Source organism: Nocardia sp. NPDC004168, assembly GCF_040610355.1.
Lineage (GTDB): Bacteria > Actinomycetota > Actinomycetes > Mycobacteriales > Mycobacteriaceae > Nocardia > Nocardia sichangensis.
On the sequence record NZ_JBEXME010000002.1, the window covers coordinates 252,019 to 271,571 of the forward strand.

The window sequence follows — 19,553 nt, forward strand, 5'->3', positions numbered from 1 at the left end:
TGGCACATCACGGAGTGGTTACCCCCGTCATTCGAGACCGTCGGATAGTCGGCTCCGGCTCACTTTCGGTGGTGGTCGAGGGAGGGGCGACGACACGATGCCTCGGTGGTCGAGGTCTGCGGCGCCGGGTCCCGACGGGTCCACGGAGTCGGCGATCGGCGCAACGCATCCGCTGGTGCGTCGGATACCACCGCGCGCCTCATAGGTCGTTCGTTCGGCGGCAGTCCACGGCGTATTGATCGCATCGGCAACGGGTTTCGGGGGCGAAGTTGACATTGCTAGTCGTTTCAGTGAAGACTGAAATCACTAGCAACGACGGGAGCTTTGATGGATCTCCATATCGAGCAAGTGACGTTCAACAGCCTTGGCACCGCGTGTGCTGGTGATCTGTATTTGCCCGCGGCGGACGGTCCGGTCCCCGGTCTGGTGCTGGGGCACTCAGGGGTGATGGTGAAAGAGGCGTTGCGAGTGTTCGCACCGTATTTCGTGCGGGCGGGGTTCGCGGTACTGGCGATCGACTATCGCACGGTCGGGGCCAGCGCGGGGCAACCTCGCGGCCAGGACTACCCGCAGCGACAGACGGAAGATTTTCGTAGCGCGGTGTCGTATCTGCAAACCCGCCCGGAGGCGGACCCGAATCGGATCGGACTCTGGGGTGTCAGCATCGGGGGCTCGGTGGCGACGCAGGCCGCGGTATTGGACCGGCGCGTGAAATGTGTTGTGGTGCAGAGCCCGAGCGTGTGGAACGGATGGCGATATCTCGAGCGGCTGCTCGGCAGGGAGGGCGTAGCCGCGCTGCGGGACCGGTTGGACGAGGACTGGGAGCGCCGATATGTCGGCCACGACAGTGCTCGGGTGCCGCACCTGACGCTGCGGGGGGAAAACATCGAGAGCGCACCGGATCTCGCCGCCGAGATGTTCCCGAACTACCGGAACGAGAAGACCCTCGACTCCGCCGAACATCTGCTGACCTTTGCGCCGGAGGACCTCATTCATCGCCTGGCGCCGACCCCGCTGCTGATGATCGCCAACGGCGGCTGGGATCCGTACCACATGCTCGAGGAGGCACAGAGCGCCTTCGCCAAGGCCGGCGAGCCGAAACGACTCGAGATCCTGCCTTACGACGTGCTCGGTCTCTACACCGGTCCCGGGCTGGAGGAGGCCATGGCTCTGGCCGTCGAGTGGTTCGACCGGCACCTGCGCCGGACCCGCCTCGTCGCTCCCACCCCGGAGCCGACCCGGGAGTCGGTGACCGCTATGCCACAGTAATCGAGCCGAGTACAGCGCAGGAGGACACAGCATGCCGGAACCGGATCGACAGCACGCCACGCTGGAGTGGGTGGAGCGAGTCGCTACCTTCTGCGTCGAGGAATGGGCACTGCCCCCCATCACCGGGCGAATCCTCGGCCTACTGATGATCTGCGATCCGCCGGAGCAATCCGCCGGCCAGATTGCCGAGGCGATCCACGCCAGCCGCGCCTCGCTGACCTCCAACATGCGCCTGCTGACCACCATCGGCCTCGTCCGCAAGGTGCGGATCCCCGGTGACCGCACCGCCTACTACCGCATCGAGGACGACGCCTGGGAGAAGGTCATCCATCGCAAAATCGCCGGCCTGGGCGCCTTCGGCGACATCGCCGAGGACGGACTCTCCTTGGTCGGCGGCACCGATCCCGCTCTCACCGAACGCATCCGGGCCGCTCAGCAGGCATTGACCTGGCTGCGCGACATCGCCGCCCGACACACGGACACCACCACCTGAAGGACCGATCGTGCTCCGAATCCGACCCGACCTCGACCCGATTCAGGAAACCCTGCTCCTCACCCTGCAAGCCCGAGCACTGGACGCGACCACCCGCACCCCGATCCTGGGCGACACCCACCAGGCCGAGCTGGCCGACCGGATCGACTACGACTTCACCGAACTCGAGCTGAAACCCAGCCTCATCTGCGGAACGGCGCTACGCGCGAAAAAACTCGACGACGCGGTACGCGCGTTCACCGCCATGCACCGAAATGCGGTGGTACTCGATCTCGGCTGCGGCCTGGACACCCGCATGCTCCGATGCGATCCACCCGCCGATGTCGACTGGTACGACGTCGATTACCCTGAGGTCATCGAACTGCGCCGACAGTTGCTTCCGCACAGCCCCCATCCGCTGGGCGTCGATCTCACCCAGCCGGGCTGGACTCAGCAGCTGCCCGCCGATCGACCAGCCATGATCGTCGCCGAGGGCCTGCTGCCTTTCCTGCCCGGCGACACGTTCCACACCCTGATCCGCGAGGCGACCACACACTTCCCGACCGGTGAGCTCGCCCTCAACGGCTACACCCGTTTCGCCGCCTGGGCCATGAAATACCACCCGTCGATCAAGGCCCTCGGCATCAGCGCCGCCCAAGGATTCGACGACGCCCACGAACCCGAAACCTGGGGCGCCCGCCTGACACTGATCGAAGAACAACTTCTCACCCGCGCCGGCGAAGTCGACCTATTCCCACAACCGTTACGCGCGGTAACCCGCGCCATAGCCCTCAGCTCAGGACTGTCTCGGCAAGCCAACCGAATACTCCGATACGCCTTCTAGTGTCTCGAGGCATCGCGCCGTCACCCCATCCTCAACCACCACCGTAGAGGCCGGTGATGTGGTGGTCCGCACGACGTTGAAAGTCATCGCCGCCGTTGCAATCTCTCTTGCAGCACGTGCAGGTTGGGCGAACGCCACGGTTACATCCAGCGGATTACCTCTGAAGCCCATGTCGAGCCCGCAACCGGCTCCCGTCGGCACTCAGGCGACTCCTGTCGGCGTCTCCTCGGGCTCGGGCGACGCCCAGTCTCTGGCCTGCCTCGTGCACGCCCTGTCCAGCGGCGCCCACTACTGCCTGTAACCCACACCACCCCCAGCGGCGGTAACCGCCCGGCACTTCGTTGAGTGGCACATGACGGAGGGGCTACTCGCGATTCGTCTCAACCATGGGCCACTCGACTGATGGTGCCTATCTTTGCCGCGAGGCGTCCGGCCGGATTCTGCCCGTATCGATGAGTGTTTGCCAGGCTGCCTGCTTCCGGCGGCATGCGGTGATATCGCAGCTTCGGTGCCGCTGCATCATCATGTGCGCCTCTGCGACGTCGGGGGTATCGGCCAGGCAACCCACAGCCCATGATCTGTCGCCTGTGCGGGGTGCGGCGACACGCCCCTCCATGGTGTCGTGATCCGGGGGAACCTGCCACCACAGCGAGGCCGCGACTGCGGGGGCCATCACCAGGAGCGCGGCGCCGATACCGATCGCGAAAGTGATCCACCCGTTCATTCGGCATCCCCCTGGTAGAGCTCCGGTGTTCCGAAAACCGGGCCTGCGATTCTGAACTCATCGCCTTGCGTACCGTTCTCGTCGACGAATACCCAGGTCTGCGGTTTATCCACAGCCATCCACAGGGGTCCCTCGGTCCTTGCGATGGCGAGCTTGGCAGCATCGTCGGCGGAGAAGGCGGCGCGCACGGCGGTGAGATCAGGGGAATCGTCCTTCGCGGTCATACCGTCCTCGCTGGTCGATGTGGTTGGTGTGCACCCGGCGCCGGGGCTCTCGCCGTCGGCTGGCGGTACGGTGCCGCCGACGGACCGGCATCACCCGGCGTCGGGCGCCTACCGGTACTTTCCAGCGGAAATACCGGCTATTGAAGCCACGCGACTACTACGGAAGACCTACGCTGACGTTCACGGACGAACACACAGATGGGCAGATCAGATGATCGTGACCAAGTGGACGGGGGTCGAGGTTCGTGCTCTACGCACTGCGGCGTTGCGTGTCAGCCAGCCGGAGTTCGCCGAGATCATCGGCTTCACTGTTGCAGCGGTACGCAAGTGGGAGACGCGGCGCGAAACTATAGAGCTGTCAGGCAGATACGCCGCAGCGATGGACACCATGCTCGATCGGCTAACCGATTCTGAGCGGGCGCGGTTCGAAGCCGCGCTCATGCCGGGGCCGCGCTCCGCAAGCATGCGCACGGTCGCCGACACTTTCGAGAATCCCACCGATATCGCACAGCGGGTCCAGGCTTTGACCGAAATAGACACGGACGACAACGTTCTCGACATCCTGATGCTGGCAGTCGACGACGTCGTACACCGCTACGAATTTGAAGGGCCGCGCCGGCTGGCACCCGAAGTGATCACAGCACGTCACCAGGTCGAGGCGATGCTCGGGCAGCGTCGACACCCTGCGCAGCTTCGTGCGCTCTACTCCATCGCCGGCCGACTGTCGGGCGTGCTCGGGTACATGGCGGTCAACCGCGGACGTTTCGGGCACGCCCGGATGTACTGCCGCGAGGCGTTCGCTATCGGCCAATTGCTCGGCGACACCGATCTACAGGCATGGGTGAAAGGCACCGAGAGCTTCTGTGCCTACTACCAAGGCGACTACGCGGCGGCGGTCCGGGCGGCCTACGAGGGGCTGGACTTGGCAGACGGTGGGCCGCAATCCATCCGCCTGTACTCGAACGGGCTGGCTCGCGCTCTCGGAAAGGTGGGCGACTCGACCGGCGTCGCGGCCGCGATCGCCGCTGCGACCACCACGGCTTCCGCGCTCGATACCGGCCCCGGCCTCACGCCCGCTCTCACTTTCGCTCCCTACGGCGAGGCGCGGATCATGGCAAACGCTGCCACCGCATTCCTTTCGGCAGGTGAGTACCAGCGCTGTCTCGGGTACGGCCAGCAGGTCGAGGATCGAGTCGCCGACTCGGACTCGGTATGGAGCCGATCTCTGGTGCGTCTCGACATGGCGGCAGCGATGCTCGGCGCCGGTTGCCGCGATGTCGAGCGGGCCGCGTACCTCGGAGTCGAGGCGCTCAACACGTCCAGCGATCGCCCGATTCGCTCGGTCTGGCAGCGGGCGCACGAGCTCGGAGCGATTATCGGAGCGATCCGCGCGCGTGGTTCGGACGAGTACCTCGGTTCGCTGCGGGCGTGGTCGTCATCCGCGCGGGAGTTCTCCGCGCCGGAGGGGTAACCGCTCAGCCGAGCGGGAGCACGGCGTGGTCGGTCCAGCGATACCGGCGGCCGTCGCGGCGCAGCTCGACCAGGTCGACCTTGCTGACGCGCACGGTGACCGGCGGCAGATCCCGCAGCGCGGCGACTTCGGTGATCAGCGCCGCAGAGTTCCGGGGTCTGTTGAGGTAGCCGATTCCGATGTGTGGCCGAAAGTCGGTCGTCTCGGCGAGGCGACTCGTGGGCCGGTGTGCGGCGGTCGCCGCACGAAGCGCGTGGTGCAACGTGAGTAGGTTGTGCCACGGGGCGACAGAGAATCGCAGCGCACTCGATGATCCGGTGAGCGGTCCTACCTCGAGGTCGAACGGTGCGATATCGGCGAGTCGTGCACGTGCGGTCTCCGCGATACCCGCGAGTTGTTCATCCGATACTTCGCCTACCTTGCCGACGCTCAGCAGAGTCATGTGCAGAGCATCGAGGGGCACCAGGTCGATCCCACCGTCGGCGAGGGTCTTCTGACACCGCTCGGCGAGATCGGTCAGCGCGGGATCGTCGAAAGTGAGATACCAGTAGTAGCCGGACCGGCCGGGCGCCCATGACTTCAGAGTCCAGTGGTCGTGCAAGTTCTCCAGTTGCCGGAACGCCGTCCAGTCGTTGGTGCGAATGGCCGCCGCATCGGACGTCGATGCCGGCTGCAGCAACGGGAATGGGCGTTTGGCAGGAACCACACGATTACTCGTTCGCTAGTCAAAGGGAAAACCCGCCCTGGTCAGGGCGGGTTTCGCGTGGAGCCGATGACGGGAATCGAACCCGCGCTGTCTGCTTGGGAAGCAGAAGTTCTACCATTGAACTACATCGGCAGAGGCAAAAGTGCCAATCGAGACTGTAGCAGAAGCCGCGCTCAGGGTGGGAAAAGCGCAGCTTGTACCGGTGGCAGAAGTCAGGGCATTGGTCGTCGGCCTTATCGCACTGTTCGCTATGCCCGCCGGTAGTTCGAGGAAGCACTCGCATCGTCCGGCCGTCTGGTGTCGAGTTCCCGTCGATTGGCCGATGTACCCCGGTCGGCGCGTACCAAGTACCGGTACAAGCTCAGGCAGAGGATGAGCCACAGCGCCCCGAAGCACCAACCGCCGAGGACGTCCGTCGCCCAGTGGACGCCGAGGTAGATCCGCGACAGGCCGACCGCGATGACGAAGAGCGCGGCGGCGATCGCGGTCCAGGCGCGCAGGGCGGGGCCGTGTATGGCGGGGAGCGCGACCGCGAGGACGATGCCGACCACGACGAACGAGCCCATGCTGTGCCCGGAGGGGTACGCCTGGTTGGACACACTGATCAGGTGTTCTTCGAGGGGTGGGCGGTCTCGGTCGGTGAGTTTCTTGCCGCCTCGGACCAGTAGGCCGCCGCCGAGCCCGGTGATCGCGACGAGCGCTGCCGCCGTCCAGCGCCGCCGCCAGGACAGGACCAGGCAGGTGGCGGTGGCCAGGGCGGTCATGGCGAGCGTGCCGCCCAGCAGGCTGATCGCCACCGCTATCGGGGTCAGCGTGCCGTTGCGGTGCGCGACGGCCCAGTCGGTGATGCCGCGATCGAACCCGCCGGGACCGTGATTCCCGACCACGCCCGCCGTGAGAGCCGCGGCGCACACCACCAGCAACGCGGTGAGCACCCCGATGATGCCGCTAATGCGAGGGGAGGTCACTCCTCCACGTTGCCACCTCCGACGCTCGAAGGTAACCGGCTCCTTCCCAGCTGGCATGACACCACCGCGGCCGAAGCGCGTCAGAACTTGCTGTAACCGCCGTCGATCAGCAGAGTGTCGCCGGTGTGGTACCCGCTGGTGGGGCTGGCGAGGTAGACGGCGACGGATTCGAAATCGCTCGGCAGGCCCCAGCGGCGGACCGGGATCCTCGGGTGGACGCGTTCGCGGAAACGGTCCCACGCGAAGGCCCCTTCGGTCATCGGCGTCTCGACCCAGCCGGGCAGCACGGAGTTCGCACGGATGCCGTGCTTGGCCAGCTCCACCGCGATCGAGTTGACCATGGCGATCAACCCCGCCTTGCTGGCCGCATAGGACTGCCCGCGCGGAACGCCCTGGTGGGCGGCCAAACTCGCGGTGGCGACCAGACTGCCACCCTCGCCCTGGGCGAGCATTGCTTTCGCCGCTTCACGCAGCGTCACGAACGCGGCGTCGAGATTGAGAGAGGTGACTCGGCGGAATTCCGTGAGATCGGTATCCACGAACGGAATGAATCCCTGGCTGACTCCGGCGTTCACGAAGCAGGAGTCGATGCGGCCGAGTTGCGCGGCCGCGCGGCCGATGGTGTCGATCACTTGCTGTTCCTCGCCGACGTCGCAGCTCAGGGCGAGCACCCGCCCGCCGAACGAGCGCAATTCGGCGGCGGCCGCCTCGTTGCGTTCGGCGTTGCGGCCGACGACGCAGACATCGGCCCCGGCCCGCGCGAGACCCCGGGCGAATCCGAGACCGATGCCGGAGTTGCCTCCGGTGACGACGGCGACGTGGCCGGTCAGGTCGAACAGCGAGCCCTCGGTCATGGTTCATCCCTTCCATCGCGGGCGGCACCGCCCGAATGAATGCGAGGATATCGGTCTCTCCGTATCACTGTGCGGCTGAGGAGCCCCGTCGAGCAGGCGCTACGCTCGTCGCGTGCTGCTTTCCGATCGTGACATCCGCGCGGAGATCGCCGCTGGGCGTCTCGGCGTCGAGCCGCTGCTGGAGAACCTGATCCAGCCCTCGAGCATCGACGTGCGCCTGGACCGGATGTTCCGGGTGTTCAACAACACCCGCTACACCCACATCGATCCGGCGCAGCGGCAGGACGAACTCACCAGCCTGGTCGAGCCGGGCGAGGGCGAGCCGTTCGTGCTGCATCCCGGCGAATTCGTGCTCGGCTCCACCCTCGAGGTGTGCACGCTGCCGGATGATCTGGCCGGACGCTTGGAGGGCAAGTCCAGTCTGGGCCGATTGGGTCTGCTGACCCACTCGACCGCCGGCTTCATCGATCCCGGGTTCAGCGGGCACATCACGCTGGAGCTGTCCAACGTGGCGAATCTGCCGATCACGCTGTGGCCCGGCATGAAGATCGGTCAGCTGTGCCTGCTCAGGCTGACCAGCCCGGCCGAGCACCCGTACGGCAGTGCCGTGGCGGGCTCGAAGTACCAGGGCCAGCGCGGACCGACTCCGTCGCGGTCCTATCTGAACTTCCCGATTCCGGCCGCCGCGATCGACGCCGCCGAAGCCCGCTGACCGGGGCCGAGTCCGCTTCGTCGACTGTGGGGGAGAAGCGGACCCGGCGGACGGCGGCGGGGAACCGACCGCGGAGGTGATCAGTCCCCGCCGCCCGCTCCCACCGCGAGCGCCGTTGTGAGGATGACGGACAGCGGTGGGAGCGTGTCACCGCGGCTCGGCGGGCTGACCCAGAAGCACCCTTCCCGGGTCCAGCGGCCGAGGCCGGTCGGCAACATCACGGCGCTGCCGACGGCGGGCAGGCCGATATCCAGCCGATTGAGCACCTCGAGCACCTGCGGTCCCGGTCGGCTGTCGGGCTCGGCGAGGAAACTCCATCGGATCTGCCTGGCCAACATGGGACCCCTCGTTCCCTGCTGTTCCAGTGCGGCGCGCACCTTCTCGGCACGCGCGGTCGGCAGGTGGACGACGCAAACGCGTCCGGTGATCGGCAGCATGGCGAAACCGCCCCGCTCGGTGACCGGCAGTCCGAACTCGTGCCGATAGAACGCCACCCAATCGTCCACGGTCCTGAGTTTCTCGACATTCACGGCGAACTCCTTGCCTTCCGACTCAATGGTCCCGGCCCGCCGCGCGATTCGGCATCGCCCGCTCACCCGCCTTGCGCTGCCCTTCCGCTGCCTTTGATACGGGCCGTATTTCACCTGTGGCCGCGCTCACAAACCGCTCGTACTCTGGAAGGAGTTCGTTCGGAAGGGATGACACCGTGGTCACGCATTGGTCAGGCAAAGAGGCCCGTGCCCTTCGCGATGCCAAGCGGATGAGCATCAGGGAATTCGCCGCCCATTTGGGTGTGCACGAACGCTTGGTGTCGAAGTGGGAAGCCGGGGGCGTCCGGGTTCATCCACGACCGATCAACCAAGCCGCTCTGGATACCTCACTGGCCAGGTCCGACGATGTGGTGCGGGCGCGGTTCGCGGCATTGATCGATAAGCCCGCGATCGATCGAACCGTCCCGCCGGGATTCGATGCGCGTGCCGACGCCTCGGCGCGCGTTCATTATTCGAGCGACGCGGACCTTTTGGCTCTCATAGACGCCGGTGCGATGAGAGGTGCTGCGTTGGCAGCGATTTCGGAGAGGGATCTGATCATGGCGGCTGCCCACGAGGCCAGCGAGCACGCCGGCAAGGCCGAGAGCACCAATGTCGGTGCGAGCACTTTGGACCAGCTCGACGCGGATGTCGTGCGCATCGCGAACGACTACGTGCGCATTCCGCCGGTGCCGATGATGGTGGAAATGGTGCGGGTGCGGCGCCGGGTGTATCGGTTGCTGGAAGGCCATCAGCGGCCCGCCGATACCGGTCATCTGTATCTTTTGGCGGGCACCCTCTCGGGTCTGCTCGCCAACGCCAGCACCGATCTCGGCTACTACGACGCGGCGGGCGAGCAGGTCCGGGCCGCGTGGGCCTATGCGGAGTTGTGCGGGCACAACGGGCTTCGGGCCTGGACCCGCGGCATGCACGCGCTGATCGAGTACTGGTCGCAGCGGCCGCGCCGGGCGGTCCAGCTCGCCCAGAGCGGGCAGGAGTTCGCGGAATCCGCGACCGCGCAGGTGCGACTGCTCAATATCGAGGCGCGCATCTGGTCGGCGCTTGGCAGCGCCGCCGACACCGATCGCTGCGTGCGGGCGGCCGACGACGCGCGCGAGATCGCCGCGACCGACACGCTGCACGACGAGGTGGGCGGCGTCTTCGGGTTCAACGAGGCCAAGGCCAACTACTACGCTGGCGCCACCTACATCCACCTCGGTCAGGCGGAGCCCGCGCTCGGCGCCACCCAGCGGGCCATCGAACTCTATTCGAACGGCCCGTCCGAACAGCGTTCCTACGGCGCGGAGGCGCTTGCCAGGGTCGACTGCGCGGCTGCCCACCTGATCAACGGCAGCCTGGACGGCGCGGCCGAGGCGCTGCAGCCGGTGCTCGGCCTCGACGAGGCCAAGCGCATCGCGCAGCTCGAGGAGCGGTTGACCGGTGTGCGCAGGCGGATCGCGGCTCCGGCTTTCCGCGACTCGGTCGAGGCGCGCAGGCTGGACGAGCGGATCGAGGAATTCTGCGGCTCGACGGCGGCCAAGGGGATCCCGCCCGGCGCGGCCCATTGAGTGACGCGTCACACCCGGCGGGGCCGCGGCCGCCGTCGTGGGCGTGGCGGCCCGTGGAGAGCTCGGACAGGCGGTTTATCCAGTTGCGACGGATGGCACCATGGGACGGGTGAGTCCTCAGCATCCGCACCATCCCCCGCGTGTTCTGGAGCAGTCCACGAAGCTGCAGAACGTCGTCTACGAGATCCGTGGACCGGTACACGCGCACGCGGCACGGCTGGAGGCCGAGGGCCACCGCATCCTCAAACTGAATATCGGCAACCCCGCCCCGTTCGGGTTCGAGGCGCCCGACGTGATCATGCGCGACATCATCGCGGCGCTGCCGTATGCCCAGGGCTACTCCGAATCCAAAGGCATCCTCTCCGCGCGGCGCGCGATCGTGACCCGCTACGAACTCGTGCCCGGCTTCCCCGAGCTGGACGTGGACGGCGTCTACCTCGGCAACGGCGTATCCGAGCTGATCACCATCACCATGCAGGCCCTGCTGGACAACGGTGACGAGGTGCTGATCCCGGCGCCGGACTACCCGCTGTGGACCGCCATGACCAGCCTGGCGGGCGGCACGCCGGTGCACTACCTGTGTGACGAGGCCAACGGCTGGCAGCCCGATATCGCCGACATCGAATCGAAGATCACCGACAAGACCAAAGCGCTGCTGGTGATCAACCCGAACAACCCCACCGGCGCGGTGTACTCCGCCGAAGTGCTCCAGCAGATCGCCGACCTGGCTCGCAAGCATCAGCTGTTGCTGCTCGCCGACGAGATCTACGACAAGATCCTCTATGACGACGCCAAGCACATCTCGCTGGCCACCGTGGCGCCCGACCTGCTGTGCCTGACCTTCAACGGGCTGTCCAAGGCCTACCGGGTCGCGGGTTACCGGTCGGGTTGGTTGGCGATCACGGGCCCGAAGGAGCACGCGGCCGGGTTCCTGGAGGGCATCGACCTGCTCGCCTCCTCGCGGTTGTGTCCGAACGTGCCCGCGCAGCACGCGATTCAGGTCGCGCTCGGCGGTCATCAGAGCATCGAGGACCTGATCCTGCCCGGCGGGCGGCTGCTCGAACAGCGCGACGTCGCCTGGGAGCGGTTGAACATGATCCCCGGCGTGTCGTGCGTGAAGCCGAAGGGCGCGCTCTACGCGTTCCCGAAGCTGGATCCGAATGTGTACGAGATCCACGACGACTCCAAGCTGATCCTGGATCTGCTGCTGCAGGAGAAGATCCTGATGGTGCAGGGCACCGGCTTCAACTGGCCGCGCCACGACCACCTGCGGATCGTCACACTGCCCTGGGCCCGCGATCTCGCGGTCGCGATCGAACGCTTCGGCAACTTCCTGTCCAGCTATCGCCAGTAGCGGGAAGCCCGGAGCTGGACAATATAATCGCCCCGCTTCTGGCCTGGAAACAAACTCGATGTACGGATACCCGTCGGATTTGGCGACTAGCTAGCGCAAAAGAAGTACTTTTGTGTACAGTGGTCCTCGGCACTCAGAGTGCCCGGTCGGATTGCCTACCCCCCCTGGGCATATCCGACCTCGGGTTAGGCCGCCTACCCCCCTGGGCCGCCTGCCCTGCGGGCGGCGGAGACATCCCCCTGCTCTCCGCCGCCCCCCTCTAACTCCTTTTTTCCCGTGATCGGTTCACATCAACCGCGTCTCCGCTGTGTTAGGTAACCGCCGCGACGGTCTTGAAAATGAAATCCTTTAGGCTCGCTCCGGGCGCAAACACATCGGACAGAGGAGCGCGGTGAGCGACCACCACCATCACCACGATCATTCGGGACCGATCGCGATCGGCGCGACCGCGGCGCGCGTGGTCATCGGGCTGCTCACCGCCATCGGGATCGTCGTGGTCATCGGCGCGATCGCGCTGTGGCCGAGCAAGCAGCACATCGATATCCCGCTGCCGATGCAGAACGCGGGCGGCGGCGCGGTACAGACCGAGGCGGGCACCGTAGTGCTGCAGGACATCGGGCCGTGCGGCAGCTCTTCACTGGGCAAGGTCTTCGTCGACAAGCCCGAACCGCCGCGCAACAACGCCTACACCTGCCAGCGCAGCCTGATCTCGATCGAATCCGGACCGCACAAGGGCAACCGCACGCTGCTGGAAATCGCACCGGGCCCAGGGCAACCCGACCTGCACGCCGGTGACGAACTGCGGCTGGTCCGCCAGACCGATCCCAGCGGGACGCCGCTGTACTCGTTCGAGGACTACTCGCGCGGGCTGCCGCTCACGCTGATCGTGGTGGCTTTCGTCGTGGTGATCATCGCGGTGGCGCGCTGGCGTGGCGTCCGCGCGCTGCTGGGCCTGGTGTTCGCCTTCGCCGTCCTGGTGCTGTTCCTGCTGCCCGCCCTGCTGGACGGCAAACCGGCGATCCCGGTCGCCTTGGTCGCGGGCGCCCTGATCCTGTACGCGGTGCTGTATCTGGCGCACGGGGTGAACCTGCGCACCAGTTCGGCGCTGCTCGGCACGCTGACCTCGATGCTGCTCGCCGCCGCGTTGTCCTGGCTCACCATCGAGATGACCCATCTCACCGGCCTTTCCGAAGAGCAGAACACGAACGTCGCGACCTACATCGAGCACGTCAGTATCACCGGATTGCTGCTGGCCGGATTCATCATCGGTTCGCTCGGTGTGCTCAACGACGTCACCATCACCCAGGCGTCCGCCGCGTTCGAGCTGGCCGCCATCGACCGGTCGGCCTCCCGGCGCGAGGTTTTCGCCGCCGCCATGCGCGTGGGGCGCGACCACATCGCCAGTACCGTCTACACGCTGGTGCTCGCCTACGCCGGTGGGGCGCTGCCGCTGTTGCTGCTGTTCAGCGTGGCGGGGCGGTCCATCCGCGACGTGCTGACCGGTGACGCCGTTGCCATCGAGATCGCGCGCTCGGCGGTCGGCGGTATCGCGCTGGCGCTCTCGGTGCCGTTGACCACCGGCATCGCGGTGCTGCTGGCCCGCCCGTTCACGACCAAGGAACCAACCCCCGCGCCGCGCCCGCGTCGCGCACGGCACGCGAGGGTCTGAACTCCCCCGTTTCCCGTCTCGTCAGGAGTTGTGCGGCCGCGGCCGCCCGGCTCAGCGCTGCGGCGGCGGAGGGAAGGGGAAGACCTCCGGCGGGATCGTGGGAACCACGATCGGCGGAAGGCCCGGCACCACGATGGTGTTCGGGCCGGGTGTCGGCGGCGCCTCGCTGGTGGTCTGCCGCCGGTTCGGCGGCGGCGCGGCGAGCGACTCGTGCGCGGGCGATTCCGTGGTGCCCGGCGCGACCGCGATCTGCGGGTCCAAGCTGGTCGTGCGCGGTGTGGTGGTGGGCGACAGCGACGGTGATCCTTCGCTGGTGTGTGAATCCCGTTCCAGCACCTGCGGTCCGTAACCGAGGCCGAGCCCGATCGCGGCGACCACGGCCAGCGCGCTGACGGTCAGCACCGCACCGCTGATCTCGCGCTTGCCGCGCTGGGTCGGAGCCGACAACCATGCGGGTGACAGCTCGTCGTCCAGCGTGGCGCCCGCCGTCGGCGTTTCCTTGCGGACCGGTCTGGCCAGCAGCGCGGCGCCGCGAGCCATCACGGTCTCCGGGCTGTCCGGCACGATGACGGGCACGCCCATCCAGCGTTCGAGCACCTTGGCCACCAACGGGATCCGGGCGCAACCGCCGATCGCGAGCACGCCGTGCACCGGGCGGTCCGAGCGCACGATCACGTCGCGCGCCATGCGCGCCGACGACTCGATGGCCAGCATGATCAGCGATTCGAAGTTCTCCTGCGCGAGCAGCACCAAACCCTGCTCGCTCGGCAGCGCCACCGCGGTGTTGGTGGTGAGCTGCTCTTTGGCCTCGCGGCACAGCGCGTCCAGCGCGGCCAGGCCCGCGGCGTTCGGCGGGTGCGCGATCCGCCCCGAGGCGATCTGCTGCTCCCGGATCAACGAGTCGAGATAGTCGCCGCTGATGTCGCTGGTGCGCTCGCTGTGCCGGACCTCACGGGTCTGCGTGTCGACCACGCTTACCGTCAGGCCCGAACTGCCCAGGTCGTAGACGACCAGCGAGGAGATGCCCCGGATATCGCCGGTGGCCTGGGCGAACTCGAGTGCGGCCGCGATCTCGGGCACGAGTTCGTAATTGGTCAGCTGCTGACGCGCCATGGCGGCGCGAATGGCGCGGGCGTGCTGCTCACTGCGGTAGGCGATGGCGGTGGCGCCGATACCCGGCGTGGCCTCCAGGGTGACTCCGATGGCCTCTGCCGCCAACTCTTCCATGCTTTGGTCGACGACCGGAATGGTCTGCAGATCGAAGGAATGCGGGGAGACATGCCCGTGGGGGTTTCCGGCGTGTGGTCGCGCCATACGGACAGCGCCGGCCCCCACCGAAACTCCCAGTACCGAACTCATCAGCTGCCCATCTCGTTTCACACTTCACGACATGCGAGCCTGCGCCGTCCGTCGGCGGAGACCCGCTGGACGGACCCTACCGTCGGCGATCAGCTGTGCTTAAGGCAGGACTGGTCGTCTGTCTGGCAGTAGCCCGCCTCGCTCCGCAACTCTACGGTGTACCGAGTCCCGCGTACACCCATCCGGCTGCTCTCCAGGTGGCACGATTGAGACAGTTCCGGCCGTCGATGATCGAGCGGGCACGCACCACCCGGTCCAGGTCTTGCGGGCGCAGCGCGGTGAATTCGTCCCACTCGGTGAGCACGAGCACCACGTCGGCGCGTTCGCACGCCTCGGTGACCGAGGTCGCGTAGTTCAGGGTGGGGAACACCCGGCGCGAATTCTCCAGCGCCTTGGGATCGTAGACGGTCACCACGGCGCCGTGCAGCTGGATCATGCCAGCCACGTTCAACGCGGGCGAGTCGCGGACGTCGTCGGATTCCGGTTTGAAAGCCGCGCCGAGTACCGCCACGTTGGCCCCGAGCAGTGAGCCGCCGCAGGCGCGGGCGGCCATGTCGACCACCTTGGTCCGTCGGCGCATATTGATGTTGTCCACCTCGCGCAGGAAGGCGACGGCGTGGTCGGCGCCGAGTTCGCCGGAGCGGGCCATGAACGCCCGGATGTCCTTCGGCAGACATCCGCCGCCGAAACCCAGTCCGGCGTTGAGGAACCGACGGCCGATGCGCGCGTCGTAGCCGAGGGCGTCGGCCAGCATGGTCACGTCGGCGCCGGTCGCTTCGCAGACCTCCGACACCGCGTTGATGAACGAGATCTTCGTCGCCAGAAAGGCGTTCGCCGAGACCTTCACCAATTCCGCTGTGGACAGGTCGGTGAGCAGGAACGGGACCTCGGCGGCGATGAGGTCGGCGTAGATCTCGCGCACCAGATCCTCGACCCACCCGGCGGCGGCGCGCTCCCGGTCGACTCCGAGGACCAATCGGTCCGGCCGCAGAGTGTCCTTGACCGCGAAGCCTTCTCGGAGGAATTCCGGATTCCACGCCACCTCGACGTCGGTGGAAGTCAGCGCGCGAGCGCGGGCTCCCAGCGCGTCCGCCGTGCCGACCGGAACCGTCGACTTGCCGATGATCACCGAGGGACGTTCCAGTAGCGGGGCGAGGGTATCCACCACCGCGTGCACGTATTTCAAGTCGGCGGCGTACTCACCCTTCTTCTGCGGCGTGCCCACACCGAGGAAATGCACATCGGCGTGTGCGGCCGCCTCGGCGTAGGAGGTGGTGAACCGCAGTCGGCCCGCATCGAGGTTGCGACGAAGCACATCCTCCAGGCCCGGTTCGTAGAACGGCACCACTCCGTCGGACAGCTTCGCGACCTTGCCCGGGTCCACGTCCACTCCGATGACGTCGTGCCCGAGTTCGGCCATGCACGCCGCGTGCGTGGCCCCGAGATACCCGGTTCCGAAGACTGTGCATCGCATGATCGATTGGTAAGCCCCGCCGATGGCCACGCCACGTCAGCGAGGCAAGGGTCCGGGCAACAGCAGGTGTACATGCGGCGACATCGCTGATCCGGACGCCGTGACCTGGCGTGATGCTCGCGCGGCACCCGGCTAGCATCGGCCTGTGCGACGTCGTCGGTTGGCCTGGACCGGGCTCTGTGCCGGTCTGGTGGTAGTCGTCGCCGCGGTGGCGCTGTGGCCGGTCTACGTGCGTCCGCGGATCGATCCGCCCGCGCGGGCGGACGCCGTTCTCGTGCTCGGCGGTGCGCACGACGGACGCGAACAGCTGGGCCTGCGCTTGGCGCGTGAGGGATTCGCGCCACGGGTGGTGTTCTCCAATCCCTATGAGAACAGCGCCATGCTGAACCGCATCTGTCACGGCGGCTACAGCTTCGAGGTGCAGTGCTTCGACCCGTCTCCCCGCACCACCCGCGGCGAGGGCCGCGAACTCGCCCGCCTCGCCCGCGCCCACAATTGGCACCGGGTCATCGTCGTCACCTTCACCCCCCACATCTCTCGAGCCCGCTACGTCTTGCAAAGGTGCTGGGACGGAGAACTCCTCTTCGCCGACCCCGAACCCGCCCTCTCCATCCCCCGCTGGGCCTACGACTACGTCTACCAATCGGTGGGCTACCTGAAGGCCTTCTTCGAGGACTGCTGAAGCACTCGGGAGTGCCGGTCGCACCAGGTTGAGGATGTGCTGGCATATGACTTCAGTTTGACTCGGTGAAAGAGGCGGCCGTACATTCTGTCGCGTGGTGGCGGGATGGTCGCCAGGGAAGCAACGGTGCACACCCTCCGGGAGGGCAGATGGATTACGACTGGTCAGCGGAGGATCTGGCGTTTCGGGACGAGGTGCGCGGATTCCTCGACGCGAAGCTGACGCCGGAGTTGCGGCGGGCCGGGCGCTTGGCGACGAGCGTGTATCCCGACCACGAGGCGAGCACGGAATGGCAGCGCATCCTGCACGAGCGCGGCTGGGCGGCGCCCGCCTGGCCGGTGGAACACGGCGGATGCGACTGGAGCCTGACCCAGCACTACATCTTCCAGCGGGAATCGGCGCTGGCCGGCGCACCCGCGCTGTCGCCGATGGGCATCAGGATGGTGGCCCCGGCCATCATCGCGTTCGGCACCCCGGAACAGAAGGCGTTCTATCTGCCGCGCATCCTCACCGGCGAGGTCTTCTTCTGCCAGGGCTACTCCGAGCCCGAGGCCGGATCGGACCTGGCCGCGCTGGCCATGGCCGCCGTCGACGACGGCGAGGACTTCGTATGCACCGGCAGCAAGATCTGGACCACCCACGCCACCGAGGCGAACTGGATCTTCTGCCTCGTGCGCACCTCGCGCACGGGTAAGAAACAACAGGGCATCACGTTCCTGCTGATCGACATGACCGCGCCGGGCATCGAGATCCGGCCGCTGGTGATGACCTCGGGCGAGCAGGTGCAGAACCAGGTCTTCTTCGACAACGTGCGAGTGCCGAAGACCAATGTGCTCGGCCGGATCGATGACGGGTGGACCGTCGCGAAGTACCTGCTGGTGCACGAGCGGGGCGGAGCGGCCGCGCCGTGGCTGCAGGTCATGGCCCAGGACATCGCCGCCGAAGCGGCGCGGCAGCCCGGCCCGGACGGCAACCCGCTGATCGACGACCGCGCGTTCGCGGCGAAGCTGGCGGACTTGCGGATCCGCACCGAGGTGCTCGAAATCCTGGAATACCGCACGATTTCCGCGATGGCGCAGGGGAAGAACCCGGGCCCGGCGTCCTCCATCCTGAAGATCCTCGGCACCGAACTCAGCCAGAAGCTCACCGAGCTGGCGCTGGAGGCCGCGGGCCCGCGCGGTCGCGTCTACCAGCCGCACGCCACCAAGCCGGGTGGCCCGATCGCCCAGTTCACGCCGCCCGCCGACGGCTACCGCAGCGGCGCGGACTGGCAGGCCGTCGCGCCGCTGAAGTACTTCAACGACCGAGCGGGCTCGATCTACGCGGGCAGCAACGAGATTCAGCGAAACATCCTCGCCAAAGCAGCATTGGGACTCTGATGGACTTCACGCTTACCGACGAGCAGGAAATGCTCCGCTCCGCGATCGCCGGATATCTCGGCGCCCGCTACGACCTGGAGAAGAGCCGCGCGTCGGCGAAATCGGAGACGGGCTGGCAGCCCGCGATCTGGCGCGGATTCGCCGACGAACTCGGCATCCTCGGCGCGACCCTGCCCGAGCGGGTGGACGGCACCGGCGGCGGCCCCGTCGAACTCATGGTGATCGCCGAGGAACTCGGCCGTGCACTGGTGGTCGAGCCGTTCGTGGACACGGTCGTGCTCGGCGCCGGTCTGCTCGAGCGTTCCGGTGGCGAGCAGGCCGACGCCGTGCTGCGCCGGATCGTGTCCGGTGACGCGCGCATCGCGTTCGCCGCGCTGGAACCGTCATCGGGACACGCTTTGCACGACGTGTCGACCACCGCCCGCCGCGACGGCGACACCTGGGTGCTCGACGGCGCGAAGACCGTGGTGACCAGCGCACCGCTGGCCACCGACCTGGTGATCACCGCGCGCACATCCGGCGAACGACGCGACGAGGCAGGTATCTCGCTGTTCCGGCTCGAATTCGACGCGAGCGCTCCGCCCGCCGGAGTCGAGGTGCACGCCTACCGCACCATCGACGACCGGACCGCCGCCGATCTCGTGTTCACCGGCTTGCGTCTGCCCTCCGACGCGCTGCTCGGCACGGAGTCCGACGGCTGGACGGTCATCGAGCCGACCATCGCGGAAGCGACCGCGGCGATCTGCGCCGAGGCGGTCGGCTGCATGCGCAAAGTGCTCGCCGACACCATCGACTACGCCAAGCAGCGCGAGCAGTTCGGCCAGCCGATCGGCAGCTTCCAGGTGCTGCAACATCGCATGGTCGACATGTACATCGAACTCGAGCAGGCCATCGCGGCGGTCCACCTGGTCGTCCATTCCCTGCGCGCCTCCGCAGGCGACCGGGCCCGCGCCGTCTCGGCGGCGAAGGTCACCGTCGCCAGGGCGGCGCGGTTCATCGGGCAGAACGCCGTGCAACTGCACGGCGCGATGGGCATGACCGAAGAGCTGGCCATCGGCCACTACTTCAAGCGCCTCACCGTGATCGAGCACGAATTCGGCTCGACCGACGAACATCTCGCTCGCTACGCGGCACTGACCAGACCGTAGTTCGAGTCTCCGGCCGGGACTCACAACCCCGGCCGGACCGGTCGGGCGGGTTCTGGGCCGTTTCACCGCTGTGGCTTGCTCCTAGCGCCTACCTGCTCCTGATATGACTCGGCCGGGTCCGTTCCCGGACCCGGCCGATGTCGGTA

General features: G+C 67.2%; 18 protein-coding genes and 1 tRNA gene. 11 read left to right on the forward strand and 8 right to left on the reverse strand.

All coding sequences use genetic code 11. The features are described from left to right. Nucleotides 1–327: 327 nt before the first annotated feature. Genes ABZW96_RS04915 through ABZW96_RS04925 form a run of 3 tightly spaced genes read left to right on the forward strand, consistent with a single transcriptional unit; the run spans nucleotide 328 to nucleotide 2,585 of the window. On the forward strand, nucleotides 328–1,269 hold the full coding sequence (locus ABZW96_RS04915) for an alpha/beta fold hydrolase (RefSeq protein ID WP_355071431.1): 942 nt from the start codon (nucleotides 328–330) through the stop codon (nucleotides 1,267–1,269). Nucleotides 1,270–1,300: 31 nt separating this feature from the next. Then, nucleotides 1,301–1,762: a hypothetical protein gene (locus ABZW96_RS04920; RefSeq protein ID WP_355071433.1), complete on the forward strand. Its 462-nt coding sequence runs from the start codon at nucleotides 1,301–1,303 to the stop codon at nucleotides 1,760–1,762. A gap of 10 nt (nucleotides 1,763–1,772) precedes the next feature. Beyond that, nucleotides 1,773–2,585: a class I SAM-dependent methyltransferase gene (locus ABZW96_RS04925; RefSeq protein ID WP_355071435.1), complete on the forward strand. Its 813-nt coding sequence runs from the start codon at nucleotides 1,773–1,775 to the stop codon at nucleotides 2,583–2,585. A 720-nt stretch (nucleotides 2,586–3,305) separates the two neighbouring features. Here ABZW96_RS04925 and ABZW96_RS04930 read toward each other — a convergent pair. Continuing rightward, entirely contained in the window at nucleotides 3,306–3,533 is a 228-nt protein-coding gene (locus ABZW96_RS04930; RefSeq protein WP_355071437.1) for a hypothetical protein, read from the reverse strand. 211 nt (nucleotides 3,534–3,744) lie between these two features. Between ABZW96_RS04930 and ABZW96_RS04935 the strand changes: the two genes are divergently transcribed. Beyond that, entirely contained in the window at nucleotides 3,745–5,004 is a 1,260-nt protein-coding gene (locus ABZW96_RS04935; RefSeq protein ID WP_355071439.1) for a hypothetical protein, read from the forward strand. A 4-nt stretch (nucleotides 5,005–5,008) separates the two neighbouring features. Here the strand turns inward: ABZW96_RS04935 and ABZW96_RS04940 are convergent, their stop codons facing one another. The 4 genes from ABZW96_RS04940 to ABZW96_RS04955 form a co-directional block, all read right to left on the reverse strand. Further along, complete coding sequence (locus ABZW96_RS04940; RefSeq protein ID WP_355071441.1) at nucleotides 5,009–5,710, reverse strand: 2'-5' RNA ligase family protein; 702 nt, start codon at nucleotides 5,708–5,710, stop codon at nucleotides 5,009–5,011. Between the two features lie 58 nt (nucleotides 5,711–5,768). Beyond that, nucleotides 5,769–5,842: transfer RNA gene (locus ABZW96_RS04945), tRNA-Gly, on the reverse strand. Between the two features lie 116 nt (nucleotides 5,843–5,958). Next, nucleotides 5,959–6,678 carry a phosphatase PAP2 family protein gene (locus ABZW96_RS04950; RefSeq protein WP_355071442.1) on the reverse strand — a complete coding sequence of 240 codons (720 nt, stop codon included), beginning with the start codon at nucleotides 6,676–6,678 and terminating at the stop codon, nucleotides 5,959–5,961. An 80-nt stretch (nucleotides 6,679–6,758) separates the two neighbouring features. After that, nucleotides 6,759–7,532 (reverse strand): SDR family oxidoreductase, encoded by a 774-nt coding sequence (locus ABZW96_RS04955; protein WP_355071444.1) that lies wholly within the window; start codon nucleotides 7,530–7,532, stop codon nucleotides 6,759–6,761. 112 nt (nucleotides 7,533–7,644) lie between these two features. On the opposite strand from ABZW96_RS04955, the gene dcd reads away from it, so the two are divergent. Next, the gene (gene dcd / locus ABZW96_RS04960) at nucleotides 7,645–8,244 is read left to right on the forward strand and encodes a dCTP deaminase (RefSeq protein ID WP_355071445.1); all 600 of its coding nucleotides are present in this window, start codon (nucleotides 7,645–7,647) and stop codon (nucleotides 8,242–8,244) included. 80 nt (nucleotides 8,245–8,324) lie between these two features. Here dcd and ABZW96_RS04965 read toward each other — a convergent pair whose 3' ends face one another. Beyond that, nucleotides 8,325–8,774: a hypothetical protein gene (locus ABZW96_RS04965; protein ID WP_063016495.1), complete on the reverse strand. Its 450-nt coding sequence runs from the start codon at nucleotides 8,772–8,774 to the stop codon at nucleotides 8,325–8,327. A 560-nt stretch (nucleotides 8,775–9,334) separates the two neighbouring features. Between ABZW96_RS04965 and ABZW96_RS04970 the strand changes: the two genes are divergently transcribed. The 3 genes from ABZW96_RS04970 (at nucleotide 9,335) to ABZW96_RS04980 (ending at nucleotide 13,365) form a co-directional block, all read left to right on the forward strand. Further along, the gene (locus tag ABZW96_RS04970) at nucleotides 9,335–10,342 is read left to right on the forward strand and encodes an XRE family transcriptional regulator (RefSeq protein ID WP_355071447.1); all 1,008 of its coding nucleotides are present in this window, start codon (nucleotides 9,335–9,337) and stop codon (nucleotides 10,340–10,342) included. Nucleotides 10,343–10,442: 100 nt separating this feature from the next. Further along, nucleotides 10,443–11,696: a pyridoxal phosphate-dependent aminotransferase gene (locus ABZW96_RS04975; protein ID WP_355071449.1), complete on the forward strand. Its 1,254-nt coding sequence runs from the start codon at nucleotides 10,443–10,445 to the stop codon at nucleotides 11,694–11,696. Between the two features lie 391 nt (nucleotides 11,697–12,087). After that, nucleotides 12,088–13,365, forward strand: coding sequence for a YibE/F family protein (locus ABZW96_RS04980; RefSeq protein ID WP_355071451.1), 1,278 nt, complete (start codon nucleotides 12,088–12,090; stop codon nucleotides 13,363–13,365). A gap of 51 nt (nucleotides 13,366–13,416) precedes the next feature. Here the strand turns inward: ABZW96_RS04980 and ABZW96_RS04985 are convergent, their stop codons facing one another. Further along, entirely contained in the window at nucleotides 13,417–14,679 is a 1,263-nt protein-coding gene (locus ABZW96_RS04985; protein ID WP_355071453.1) for an Hsp70 family protein, read from the reverse strand. Between the two features lie 196 nt (nucleotides 14,680–14,875). Then, nucleotides 14,876–16,198, reverse strand: coding sequence for a UDP-glucose/GDP-mannose dehydrogenase family protein (locus tag ABZW96_RS04990; RefSeq protein ID WP_355071455.1), 1,323 nt, complete (start codon nucleotides 16,196–16,198; stop codon nucleotides 14,876–14,878). Nucleotides 16,199–16,343: 145 nt separating this feature from the next. Between ABZW96_RS04990 and ABZW96_RS04995 the strand changes: the two genes are divergently transcribed. From ABZW96_RS04995 to ABZW96_RS05005, 3 genes are all read left to right on the forward strand, one after another. Beyond that, on the forward strand, nucleotides 16,344–16,880 hold the full coding sequence (locus ABZW96_RS04995; RefSeq protein ID WP_355071457.1) for a YdcF family protein: 537 nt from the start codon (nucleotides 16,344–16,346) through the stop codon (nucleotides 16,878–16,880). 149 nt (nucleotides 16,881–17,029) lie between these two features. Beyond that, complete coding sequence (locus ABZW96_RS05000) at nucleotides 17,030–18,259, forward strand: acyl-CoA dehydrogenase family protein (RefSeq protein WP_355071459.1); 1,230 nt, start codon at nucleotides 17,030–17,032, stop codon at nucleotides 18,257–18,259. Next, entirely contained in the window at nucleotides 18,259–19,407 is a 1,149-nt protein-coding gene (locus tag ABZW96_RS05005; RefSeq protein ID WP_355071461.1) for an acyl-CoA dehydrogenase family protein, read from the forward strand. The genes ABZW96_RS05000 and ABZW96_RS05005 overlap by 1 nt, the downstream gene beginning before the upstream one ends. Nucleotides 19,408–19,553: the final 146 nt, after the last annotated feature.

What these genes read in the sequence shown, in the direction of transcription:
- ABZW96_RS04915 (WP_355071431.1), top strand. Translation starts at nt 328, where the DNA reads ATGGATCTCCATATCGAGCAAGTGACGTTCAACAGCCTTGGCACCGCG.
- ABZW96_RS04920 (WP_355071433.1), top strand. Translation starts at nt 1,301, where the DNA reads ATGCCGGAACCGGATCGACAGCACGCCACGCTGGAGTGGGTGGAGCGA.
- ABZW96_RS04930 (WP_355071437.1), bottom strand. Translation starts at nt 3,533, where the DNA reads ATGACCGCGAAGGACGATTCCCCTGATCTCACCGCCGTGCGCGCCGCC.
- ABZW96_RS04935 (WP_355071439.1), top strand. Translation starts at nt 3,745, where the DNA reads ATGATCGTGACCAAGTGGACGGGGGTCGAGGTTCGTGCTCTACGCACT.
- ABZW96_RS04955 (WP_355071444.1), bottom strand. Translation starts at nt 7,532, where the DNA reads ATGACCGAGGGCTCGCTGTTCGACCTGACCGGCCACGTCGCCGTCGTC.
- ABZW96_RS04970 (WP_355071447.1), top strand. Translation starts at nt 9,335, where the DNA reads ATGGCGGCTGCCCACGAGGCCAGCGAGCACGCCGGCAAGGCCGAGAGC.
- ABZW96_RS04975 (WP_355071449.1), top strand. Translation starts at nt 10,443, where the DNA reads ATGGGACGGGTGAGTCCTCAGCATCCGCACCATCCCCCGCGTGTTCTG.
- ABZW96_RS04985 (WP_355071453.1), bottom strand. Translation starts at nt 14,679, where the DNA reads ATGGCGCGACCACACGCCGGAAACCCCCACGGGCATGTCTCCCCGCAT.
- ABZW96_RS04990 (WP_355071455.1), bottom strand. Translation starts at nt 16,198, where the DNA reads ATGCGATGCACAGTCTTCGGAACCGGGTATCTCGGGGCCACGCACGCG.
- ABZW96_RS05000 (WP_355071459.1), top strand. Translation starts at nt 17,030, where the DNA reads ATGGATTACGACTGGTCAGCGGAGGATCTGGCGTTTCGGGACGAGGTG.
- ABZW96_RS05005 (WP_355071461.1), top strand. Translation starts at nt 18,259, where the DNA reads ATGGACTTCACGCTTACCGACGAGCAGGAAATGCTCCGCTCCGCGATC.